The 11,000-nt window shown below is 33.5% G+C and carries 10 protein-coding genes and 1 pseudogene; 1 reads left to right on the top strand and 10 read right to left on the bottom strand.

Annotation, left to right across the window (positions count from 1 at the left end):
• Positions 1 to 192: 192 nt before the first annotated feature.
• From fabG to AC3WQX_RS03305, 10 genes and pseudogenes are all read right to left on the bottom strand, one after another.
• The gene (gene fabG / locus AC3WQX_RS03350) at positions 193 to 927 is read right to left on the bottom strand and encodes a 3-oxoacyl-[acyl-carrier-protein] reductase (RefSeq protein WP_002435264.1); all 735 of its coding nucleotides are present in this window, start codon (positions 925 to 927) and stop codon (positions 193 to 195) included.
• On the bottom strand, positions 920 to 1,846 hold the full coding sequence (gene fabD / locus AC3WQX_RS03345) for an ACP S-malonyltransferase (RefSeq protein WP_023350410.1): 927 nt from the start codon (positions 1,844 to 1,846) through the stop codon (positions 920 to 922). The genes fabG and fabD overlap by 8 nt, the downstream gene beginning before the upstream one ends.
• The gene (gene plsX, locus AC3WQX_RS03340; protein ID WP_002435190.1) at positions 1,839 to 2,825 is read right to left on the bottom strand and encodes a phosphate acyltransferase PlsX; all 987 of its coding nucleotides are present in this window, start codon (positions 2,823 to 2,825) and stop codon (positions 1,839 to 1,841) included. Before plsX ends, fabD begins: the two co-directional genes overlap by 8 nt.
• Positions 2,818 to 3,387, bottom strand: a complete 570-nt coding sequence (gene fapR, locus AC3WQX_RS03335; protein ID WP_002435186.1) for a transcription factor FapR — start codon at positions 3,385 to 3,387, stop codon at positions 2,818 to 2,820. The genes plsX and fapR overlap by 8 nt, the downstream gene beginning before the upstream one ends.
• Before the next feature lie 312 nt (positions 3,388 to 3,699).
• Positions 3,700 to 5,748 (bottom strand): ATP-dependent DNA helicase RecG, encoded by a 2,049-nt coding sequence (gene recG, locus AC3WQX_RS03330; RefSeq protein WP_002435185.1) that lies wholly within the window; start codon positions 5,746 to 5,748, stop codon positions 3,700 to 3,702.
• Positions 5,749 to 5,942: 194 nt separating this feature from the next.
• Positions 5,943 to 6,218, bottom strand: a complete 276-nt coding sequence (locus AC3WQX_RS03325) for an excalibur calcium-binding domain-containing protein (protein ID WP_226859644.1) — start codon at positions 6,216 to 6,218, stop codon at positions 5,943 to 5,945.
• Positions 6,198 to 6,803, bottom strand: a pseudogene (locus tag AC3WQX_RS03320) (thermonuclease family protein); the annotation flags it as partial. The pseudogene AC3WQX_RS03320 and the gene AC3WQX_RS03325, both read right to left, overlap by 21 nt.
• A 292-nt stretch (positions 6,804 to 7,095) precedes the next feature.
• Positions 7,096 to 8,163: a Leu/Phe/Val dehydrogenase gene (locus tag AC3WQX_RS03315; RefSeq protein WP_492739799.1), complete on the bottom strand. Its 1,068-nt coding sequence runs from the start codon at positions 8,161 to 8,163 to the stop codon at positions 7,096 to 7,098.
• Between the two features lie 225 nt (positions 8,164 to 8,388).
• On the bottom strand, positions 8,389 to 10,050 hold the full coding sequence (gene fakA / locus AC3WQX_RS03310) for a fatty acid kinase catalytic subunit FakA (RefSeq protein ID WP_023350414.1): 1,662 nt from the start codon (positions 10,048 to 10,050) through the stop codon (positions 8,389 to 8,391).
• Positions 10,051 to 10,064: 14 nt separating this feature from the next.
• On the bottom strand, positions 10,065 to 10,439 hold the full coding sequence (locus tag AC3WQX_RS03305) for an Asp23/Gls24 family envelope stress response protein (RefSeq protein ID WP_002435187.1): 375 nt from the start codon (positions 10,437 to 10,439) through the stop codon (positions 10,065 to 10,067).
• A gap of 366 nt (positions 10,440 to 10,805) precedes the next feature.
• Here AC3WQX_RS03305 and rpmB point away from each other — a divergent pair, with 366 nt between their 5' ends.
• Positions 10,806 to 10,994 (top strand): 50S ribosomal protein L28, encoded by a 189-nt coding sequence (gene rpmB, locus AC3WQX_RS03300; protein ID WP_002435210.1) that lies wholly within the window; start codon positions 10,806 to 10,808, stop codon positions 10,992 to 10,994.
• Positions 10,995 to 11,000 lie beyond the last annotated feature (6 nt).

Raw genomic sequence — 11,000 nt, 5'->3', positions numbered from 1 at the left:
TTACAACCGCTTTGCGGTTGCATAAGTAACACTAACTTTCACTTCGTGAAAGAAGTGGAGTTGCACTTCATGACTTTCTCGAAAATTTTATTTTTTCCGTTTCTCTTGTCATTCGTGCTTATTTTATGGATTACAACCGCTTTACGGTTGCATAAGTAACACTAACTTTCACTTCGTGAAAGAAGTGTTACTTTACATATACATACCACCATTAACATGAATTGTTTGACCAGTAATATATTTAGCTTTATCTGAAGCTAAGAATGCAACTGTATTAGCAATATCAGTATCTTCACCAAAGCGTGCTAACGGAATTTGCTCTAACATTTGATCTTTAAGTTCATCACTTAAAGCATCAGTCATATCAGAAACAATAAAGCCTGGAGCCACTGCATTAACAGTAATACCACGTGAAGCTAACTCGCGAGCAGATGATTTAGTTAAACCAACCACTCCTGCTTTAGTTGCTACATAGTTTGCTTGGCCAGGATTACCCACTGCACCAACAACACTTGATAAATTAATAATCGCGCCTCCACGTTGACGTAACATTTGAGGCGTCACTTTTTGAATGCAATTAAATACACCTTTTAAATTTGTGTCAATCACATCGTCCCATTCTTGTTCTTTCATACGCATTAATAAATTGTCTCTAGTAATACCCGCGTTGTTTACTAATACATCAACAGAACCAAATTGACTTACAACTTCTTTAATCATAGCCTTCACTTCGTCGCCATTCGCCACATTAGCTTGAATAGCAAAGCTATCTACACCTTTAGCTTTGATTTCTTCAACAACAGCTTCTGCTTTATCTTTACTACCTGCATAATTGACAGCTACATTATAGCCCTCTTCAGCTAATTGTAATGCGATGCTACGTCCAATACCACGTGAAGCACCTGTAACTAAAGCACTTTTACTCATTTTCATTCCATCCTTTCACATCTTCAAGTGTTTGAATTGAAGTAATTTTAACGTCTCTATTAATTTTCTTAATTAATCCTGATAATACTTTACCTGGACCAATTTCAATAAAGTGATCTACACCTTGTTCAATCAACCACTCTGTTGATTTTATAAACTGTACAGGTGAATATAATTGTTTAACCATATTATGTTTAATCACTTCCGCGTCCGTTTCACCTTGTGCGTTAAAGTTTTGGACAACAGGGAATTTGGCATCATGCCATTCAAATTCATTAATGTAAGAAGCGAAATCTTCCTCAATCACGCTCATCATAGATGAATGGAATGGTCCTGAAACTGCTAGAGGAAGTACACGTTTAGCGCCTAAAGTTTTTCCTTCTTCAACCAATTTATCAATTAAAGTTTTATGACCTGAAACAACAATTTGTCCTGGTGAATTAATGTTGGCAGGTTCAATTATTTCTTCTTCATTAGATAAATCTTTACAAATTTTATCAACTTCTTCGTAGTCCAATCCAAGTACAGCAGCCATACTACCTACACCATTAGGAAATGCTTGAGCCATAAGTTGTCCACGTTTACGAACAATCTTAACCGCATCTTCAAATGAAAGTACTCCACTAGCTACTAAACTTGAATATTCACCTAAACTATGTCCCATTGTGTAATCAGCATTTAAATTTTGTAACGCCTCTAACAGTGCCACACTATGAGTTAATAAAGCTGGCTGAGTATTCTCAGTTTCACCTAGTTTACCTTCTTCATCAGTAAACATTGTTTCTAATAAATCGAAATCAAGTACTTCTTGTGCTTGATTTAAGATTTCAGTTGAACATGTTTCTTCATTATATAAGTCACTTGCCATTCCAACTTTTTGAGCACCTTGCCCTGGAAAAATAATTGCCGTTTTACTCATTTTTACCACCTACCGTTTCTCTCATTGTTTGAACTATATTTTCTTCTCCAGCGATTTTAGCTTGTCTAATGGCTGAGTAAAATGCTTTAGCATTTGAACTACCATGTGCCTTTACAACAGTTCCATCTAAACCTAAAAGTACTGAACCACCATATTCGGAGTAGTCCATTTTCTTAGAGAATGCGTCTAGGTCTTTCTTAAGAATAGCACCCGCAATTTTATTTTTAAAACTACCTAAAATAGTTTCTTTTAACATTTTACCAATTGATTTTGCTGTACCTTCTAGATTCTTTAATACCATATTTCCAGTATAACCATCGGTAACAACTACATCTGTATTACCATCCATTAACGTTTTAGCTTCAATGTTACCTTGGAAATTAAATGAATGATCCTTTTCAAATAATTCATAAGCTTTTTTAGTTAAAGAATTACCTTTAGCTGCTTCAGTGCCAATGTTTAAAAGTGACACTGAAGGATTCTTTATACCACGAATCTTTTGAGCATAGATATTACCTAATTGTGCGTATTGTAATAGATGTTCTGCCTTAGCATCCGCATTAGCTCCTACATCTAAAAAGACAAAGCCCTTTCCATCCATTGTTGGTAAAGTTACTACTAATGCAGGTCTTGAAACACCTTTTATACGACCAACAATAAATAATCCTGCTGACATTAATGCTCCAGTGTTTCCGGCTGAAACACATCCATGAGCCTCTCCAGATTTAACAGCTTCTGCCATCTTCACCATTGAGCTATCTTTCTTACGTTTAATTGCACGAACAGGTTCATCTTCCATTTCAATTTTTTCAGAACAATGTCTAAAATCAATACGATCATGATTTAAGTTGTATTGTTCTTTATCTCCAAAAAGAATTATCTCTAAATCTTTAAAATCTTCTACAGCCTTTTTAACTGCATCGAGTACGATACCTGGTGCATCATCTCCACCCATCATATCAACTGCAATTTTAACCATTGAATTCATCCTCACTTATATAAAACATTTTAAATTTCCCTTTAAAAACTAATTTATCTTTCACATATGAATTAACTTCTATAATATAGTGCTTACATGTTTTATCTATAACTTGAGCCTTTGCTCTTACCGTATCATTTAATTTCACTTTTTCGATAAATTCAACCTGACTTTCTTGTGTCAGAACTGTTGGATTATGTATTAATGCCACGCACAAAGAATTAGCCTGGGCAAAGAGAATATGTCCTCTAGCAATTTGAGTTTTAGCAAAGACAGTATCTTCAGTAATTTCTATTAAAGACTGTGCTTCAATATCAGGCTCAACTTGTATTAAATCTCCAATAATTTCATTAGCTTCAATCGATCTAATTTGGCCATAATTTTGTTCTGCCACTAACTTAATTCTTTTACGTAACTCAGGAATATTTAAATGCGTACGGTCTAAGCGAATTGTTTGAATACTCACTCCAAACTTTTCGCAAAGTTCATTATCAGTAATAAAGGGGTTAGCATCAATTGCATTTTGAATAGCTATTCTGCGTTCGTCTTTCTTTAGTTTCAAACTTTCACCCCTCATTTTAGTACCAAGTCTTAAATATTCCTAACATATCATAACACTTTCTTATTCAATTCCTCAACAAATAACTGCAACGTGGCTTTTAATTCATTAAGAATATCTATCACCGATTTCTAGAAATAAATTATTAACTAAGGTTATACAACATCAATAATCACCATAGTGCAATTTAGTTTTAATATATTTTCCTACTTTCATGGCCCGTTGCATTTCTTTACGAAATGCTCTGTGTAGGGAACACCTCAACTTGCACTGTCTGTTGACTTTCGCTCTCGAAAGTCTCTGTGCTGGGGGCCCCTAATCAAAACTGGTGTGTAGGAGGTTGTTTTGGATGAAGTTTCTGAGTTGTGTGTAGTGTTGTTGGAAGAATTGTCCTGATTGTATGAGTTCGGCTGCTTCGTCTCTTGCTACTTCTAACATGCGGTAGTCTTCTACTACGTTTGCCACGAGGAAGTCTGGTAGTCCACTTTGTTTGACTCCAAAGAAATCTCCTGGACCTCGCATTTCTAAATCTCGCTCACTTAGTTCAAATCCATCTGTAGTTTGAGTCATAATTGTCATACGCTCTATACCTGTCTCTGTTTTAGGAGAAGCAATAAGTACACAATAACTTTGATGTTCACTTCTTCCCACACGTCCACGTAATTGATGTAGCGTAGATAAACCAAAACGATCTGCATCATAAATCATCATAAATGTAGCATTAGGAACATTAACGCCGACTTCAACTACAGTAGTTGAAACAAGTATATCAATGTCTTTATCACTGAATCTTTGCATCACTTCATCTTTTTCATCAGAGGTTAGTTTACCATGTAATAATCCAACTTTTTCAGCGCCATAATATTCTTGTAACGATTCGTATAGCGCAACCACATTTTGAACATCTTCTAAGTGCTCTGAACTCTCTATCAATGGACAGATGACATATGCTTGTCTACCTTTACGTAATTCGCTCGTCATTTGTGCTAAGACTTGCTCATACTGTTCATGTTTAGCCCAACTTGTGATGATAGGCTTTCTACCTTTAGGTAATTGCTTAATAGAAGAAACATCCATTTCTCCAAACACTGAAATCGCTAACGTTCGAGGTATTGGTGTTGCTGTCATAAATAAAACATTCGTCATAGCACCCTTTTCTCTCAACATTTGACGCTGGTTAACACCAAAACGATGTTGTTCATCTGTAATCACTAAACCAACATTTTCAAAAACTACATCATCTTGAATGAGTGCATGTGTCCCTATTAAACAATCAATTGAGCCATTCTCCAACTGCTCTAACAGAATGCGTCGTTTCTTACCCTTAACCGAGCCAGTTAAAAGTGCGACATTCATCGTATCTCCAAATAATTCAATTAAACTTTCAGCATGTTGCTCAGCCAATATCTCTGTCGGTACCATTAAAGCAGATTGGAAACCTGCTGTTTTCAATGCGTACATACAAATTGCCGCGACTACTGTTTTACCAGAACCTACATCTCCTTGAAGTAAACGATGCATTCGAATAGGTGCCTTTAAATCTCTAAATATTTCATTAACACTTGTTTTTTGTGCATCTGTGAGTTCGAAAGGCAAGCGATTGATAAATTGTTTAACTTTAGATATATCATAATCGATTTCAATCGCTTCATCTGATGACTTCTCTAAACGATTCAACCACTGCATGCGTAATTCAAACATAAAAAGTTCTGTAAAGGCATATGTGCGACGTGCTTTTAAAAGACTTTGTTTATCCTTAGGGTGATGTAAAGTGCGTAGTGTATATTCTAATGTTTCTAATTTATACTTTTCTCTTAAATCGTCTGATAACCACTCATGTATCGTGACATCCTCTAATGCCTGTCTAATGTTATCTCGAATTTGTTTCTGTTTAATACCTTCTTTAATACGATACACAGGCTCTAACTGAACATCATCTTGAGTTGTTTGTTCATTAAAGAACATACGATTCCCATTAATTTCTTGCTTAGCACGATTCCACTTGCCTTTGACAGTCACGGTACCGTGTAATTCAATTTTCTTTTTCAGATAAGGCTGATTGAAGAAGACACACTTAACCGCAATGTTGTTCACCATTATATGAACGGTTAATTTAGACTTATTTCTACCAAAAAAAGCTACCGCTGGTGTCGAATATACTTCTCCTTGTACAGTAACTGTCGATTGATCTTCAGCCTGGTTTAGGTCAATCACAGTATTATCTTCATAACGTGTAGGTAAATAGAGTACAAGATCTTCTACAGTGTTTATATTTAATTCTTCTAATATAGTTAATCGTTTCGGACCAATTCCTTTAATTTTGTCTAAAGTGTAAGGACTTTCGATTAAATGTACTTTTGTCATGATCCATCACCTAAAACTTTATAATGTTTTTCTCCAATAGTCATTGTATATTCTATCATGTTCATCCTAATTATTTGATTCACACGCGTTATTTATTTTGAAAATGAATCCTAAATATTATTCTTAGTCAGCATACAAAAAGCTACTAACATTTTTGAAAATGTTAATAGCTTTCAAAGAATTGTCTTTTACATTTATCTAACTTCGCAAGCATAGTTATCTTTATCTCGATCAAGTTTAGCTCGATAAGCAGGATGTCCTTTTTTTACACCGTGTGGATATTTCTTTCTTAAAGCAGTACAATTTTTAAAATATTCTTTCTTAGTGGTACTCTTAGCTTTGGATGGTGTCTTAGATTTTTTTGAATAATGATGTAAACTTGTTGTTTTAGCTGATGTCGGTTTTACTACTTTATGAGTTTTTTTAGTTGAAGTTAGAGAAGTTTTTACACTGTTGGACTCACTCCAAATATTAAGTTTTTCAGCTTTAGCTCGAGCTTCACTTGCTCTGATTAATTGTTCATACGTATTGTTTGGCGGATAAACATATTTTACTCTTGCAAGACCTTGTCTTACAACCGCATTGTTAACCATTTTCCCATCAGCATACACGTAAGCTAATAATCTTCCGTATTTGTCAGTTCTTTGTCCTTTATCAAACGCTACTTCAATTTTTTTAGCTTTAGTCATCATGTTTGTAGTAAATGCACTTGCTTCTGGACCATATTTTTGAACTGGTTTTCTAGGATCTTTCGTTTCTGGTGTATCAATAAGTAATAGTCTAAACGTTGAAACTTTACCTTTATAATTTAATTTCACTGTGTCGCCATCAATCACTTTAACTAAAGTTGCTTTCTCTTTATGTAATCCATTAGCTGCATGTGCCTGTTGTGCATTAAGCGTTTGCCCTAATGTTGAAAATACAATAGCCAATATAGCTATTAGTGAGAAGACACGTTTGAATTTTAAACTAGATGTTTGTGACATATATTTTCGAACAAATATAAAACTTGAACAAAAAATAACTAGAATCGATAAGAGAATCATTGATTCCATTTCACACCTCTTTTATTTGTAATATACATTTATTCTATAACATTTTTATTTAGAGTAGTGTATATTTTTTGTAAATAGTGTTTATATTATTAATTTTTGTCATAACTTTTTAAGTTAAATAGAACACTTAAAATAAAATAATATTGTATATCGTTGCGCTTCATTATATTAAATTCTGTAAAACTCTCTTATCCATACCTATAATATTTAATTATATATTTATAAAAAATACGACAATGATTGTTTCACATTCAATCATTGTCGTGCTAAAAATTATTTAAAGTTTATTCTCTTATTTTCTAATATCTTTAATATGAGAAATTTGCTTCATTCTAGTTTCAGCAAAATGTTGAGAGGCTTCAAGTGGTGTTTCATTGTGTTCACTTGAAATGTCGAAGATATGTTTTAAAATTTGATCTATATTTTCAATACTTTCTTTAGCTCTCTCTTCATTGTAGCCATTCAATTCATCTGCAGTATTAATAACTCCACCACTATTAACAATATAATCTGGTGCATAGAGAATACCTTTTTCTTCTAACATTTTACTGTGTTTATCTTCATCTTTTAATTGATTGTTAGCAGAACCACACACAGCTTTTACTTTTAATTGTGGAATTGTATCATCATTTAAGACACCACCTAATGCGCAAGGTGCAAAGATATCAGCATCTACTGAGAATATATCATCAGGTTCTACAAATTCCGCACCGAAATCATCAACAGCTCGTTGTGCATTGTCTTTATTAATATCAGTGACAATTAATTTCACACAATCTTCATTTAATAAGCGACATAACTCATATGATACATGGCCCACACCTTGAACAGCCACTGTCTTACCTTCAAGTTTATCTCCATCAAATTTTTCTGCTACAGTGCGTTTCAATGCAATATAAATACCATAGGCAGTCATAGGACTTGGATTACCTGCTGAACCAAATGACTTACTAGTTCCACATACATATGGTGTTTCTTTATATATTAAATTCATTTCATGTTCAGAAGTACCAACATCTTCTGCAGTATAATAACGTCCATTTAATGTATTAACATAGCGACCTAATGCTCTGTAGAACGCCTCTTCATTCTGTTTGTCAGGTGCGCCCATAACTACAGTCTTTCCACCACCAAGATTTAATCCAGCAGCTGCATTTTTATATGTCATACCGCGTGCTAAGTTCATAGCATCTTCAATGGCCTCTTCTTCGGATTCATAATCATTTCTAACACGACATCCACCTAAAGCTGGTCCCAATGTAGTATCATGGATACAAATGATAGCCTTTAATCCTGTTACTTCATCTTGACAGAAGACAAGTTGTTCATAGTCTTTTTGCTCCATAGTTTCAAAAATCATTAAGAATACCCCTTTACTTAAATTTTTATCCACTATTCGCATACCCTGACTTATAGCTATTAATCTCAATATTAAACACGCACAATATTAGCTAAATTGGGAATTATATGAAAATTCTTATTATACTTTTTTAACTTAGTTTTCCAAAACAAAATTTAACATAAAAAACAGTAATTCCTATCTCTTTAAAATAGAAATTACTGTTATATAAAAAGTATGAAATTGCTATTCAACTGCAAAGAAATACTGATAAATTGGTTGACCGCCTTCATGTTGTTCAACTTCTACATCTGGATAAGTTTCTTCAATCCATTCACTTAATTGTTCTGTGACTTCTTGATCAGATTCTTCCCCACTTATCATAGTTAAAATTTCACTATCGTCCGTAAGTAATTTGTCTAATAGACCTTTTACTGCTGTTAATTGATCAGCATCGCTTGTTACAATTTTGTCTTCTGCTAGACCCATAAATTCATCTTTTTTAATTTCAATACCATCGATTTTAGTATCACGTACTGCATAAGTCACTGAACCTGATTGAACTGCCTCAAGTGCTGTTTCCATATGATTCTTATTATCTTCAAGAGATGATTCTTCGTCATATTGGAATAAAGCAGTAATACCTTGAGGTATCGATTTAGTTGGAATCACTACAGTATCAACATCAACGATATTTGCTGCTTGTTCACTTGCCATTAAAATATTTTTGTTATTAGGTAAGATAATTGCACGATTACATTGTGATTGCTCAATAACTTTGACAATGTCCTCTGTTGAAGGATTCATTGTCTGTCCGCCACTAATAATGTGTGTAGCACCCATAGATTTAAACAATTCAGAAATACCTTCACCCATAGAAATTGTAATCACAGCTGTTTCTACTGTATTAGGTTCATCTGCATTATCCTTTTGTTCTTGTCCGCTTTGTTCTTTGCGGATAACCTCTCTGTGTTGCTCTCTCATATTTTCAACTTTGAGTTTAATTAATTCGCCATACTGTTGACCATAATTAAATACATCGCCAGGATGTTCAGTGTGAACATGAACTTTTACAATTTCATCATCATTGATTACAAGTAATGAATCACCAAATTCACTCATATCATTTCTAAATTCTTGTTCTTCAAACGGTTTTTTATTTTTACCAAAACGAACCATCATTTCAGTACAATAACCATAGACAATATCTTCTGTATTGATAACACCGTGGAAATCATGATCATCATTGACAAGTGATTCGGTATCTAATTTAGGAGCTTGCGCTTCTACTTTTTCTCCTTTTAGACCTTTAAGAAATCCTTCATAAACGCATAATAATCCCTTACCACCACTGTCAACGACTCCTACTTCTTTAAGCACTGGCAATAAATTAGGTGTATTGTCTAATGATTCCTTGGCAGCTTGTATAGTATGTTCCATAAGTTCAATACAATCTTCTGTATCTTGAGCTTTATCAACTGATGCAGCTGCTGCATCTTTAGCTACAGTTAAAATTGTTCCTTCAACTGGTTTCATTACAGCTCTATATGCAGTTTCTACTCCTGCTTGAAAACTCTCAGCTAATTGCTGTGCGTTGATTTCATCATTATTTTCAATGTTTTTACAAAAACCTCTAAATAATTGAGAAAGAATTACGCCCGAATTACCACGTGCCCCCATAAGTAATCCTTTAGAGAACGTCTTTCCTAATTCACCAATATTTTGAGATAAATTATTTTCTACTTCCTCACGACCAGAAGTAATTGTTAGATTCATGTTCGTCCCAGTATCTCCATCTGGTACAGGATATACATTTAATGAATCTACTAAATCTGCATTATTTGATAAATTTTGAGCCCCTTGTATAATCATATCGGCAAATAATTTACCATTTATTTTGCTAATCATTTCACGATGTCCTCCTAAACCTTTTTGCCTGTATCGTTTACACGTACACCTTGTACGAAAATATTAATAGAATTGACTTTTACATTAAGTGTTTTTTCAAGTGTATATTTAACTGTTGATTGAAGATTACTTGCTACTTCAGAAATTTTCACTCCGTAACTCACAATAATATACATATCTACATCTATCGTGCCATTTTCTTCTCTTACTTTAATGCCTTTAGCATAGTTATCATGTCCTAGAATTTCAGCAATACCGTCCCTTACTTGTTGTCTAGATGCCATACCAACTATGCCATAACTTTCAACGGCTTTACCACCTACTACAGATGCAATCACTTCATTTGAAATATCAATTTTGCCATAATCATTTGAAATTTCTAATGTCATTTTTGTTTCCTCCTGGAATTCTCATGGTTTATGTTAAAGGTGTTTAAGCTTTATCTTAATATTTTAAATTCATTAATTCAAAATTTCTAAAAAATAGAGCAATTGTAAAAAATTAACAATTACTAAACGTTTCAATTTCGTTATCATTCTACCTAAATTATAATTTAATTGTATAATTTCAACTATTGCTTTACAGTATCATACTATATAACTCCACAGCTTACAATTATACCATAATAATGACAGATATAGCGTATTAGATTTTAATTAGCTTAAATATTTATTGCTCAATTACCCTTTATGTGTTATCTTAATAAAGTATGTAAGTAGTAATGTGTATTTATATTTATTAAAGGAGGTACTTTCATGGGTAAACAATGTTACGTAACAGGTCGTAAAGCTTCGACTGGTAATAATCGTTCACACGCTTTAAATGCGAACAAACGCAGATGGAACGCTAACCTTCAAAAAGTTAGAATTCTTGTAGACGGAAAACCAAAAAAAGTTTGGGTTTCTGCACGTGCTTTAAAATCTGGTAAAGTTACTAGAGTTTAATAAATA

Source organism: Staphylococcus sp. FW104-15G4D, assembly GCF_058790135.1.
Note: the sequence above shows the minus strand (reverse complement) of the source record. Positions and strands in the feature narration are given on the sequence as shown.

Coding starts and splice junctions, on each gene's coding strand:
- AC3WQX_RS03315 (WP_492739799.1), bottom strand. CDS start 8,163: ATGATTTTTGAAACTATGGAGCAAAAAGACTATGAACAACTTGTCTTC.
- rpmB (WP_002435210.1), top strand. CDS start 10,806: ATGGGTAAACAATGTTACGTAACAGGTCGTAAAGCTTCGACTGGTAAT.
- fabG (WP_002435264.1), bottom strand. CDS start 927: ATGAGTAAAAGTGCTTTAGTTACAGGTGCTTCACGTGGTATTGGACGT.
- AC3WQX_RS03305 (WP_002435187.1), bottom strand. CDS start 10,439: ATGACATTAGAAATTTCAAATGATTATGGCAAAATTGATATTTCAAAT.
- fakA (WP_023350414.1), bottom strand. CDS start 10,050: ATGATTAGCAAAATAAATGGTAAATTATTTGCCGATATGATTATACAA.
- plsX (WP_002435190.1), bottom strand. CDS start 2,825: ATGGTTAAAATTGCAGTTGATATGATGGGTGGAGATGATGCACCAGGT.
- recG (WP_002435185.1), bottom strand. CDS start 5,748: ATGACAAAAGTACATTTAATCGAAAGTCCTTACACTTTAGACAAAATT.
- fabD (WP_023350410.1), bottom strand. CDS start 1,846: ATGAGTAAAACGGCAATTATTTTTCCAGGGCAAGGTGCTCAAAAAGTT.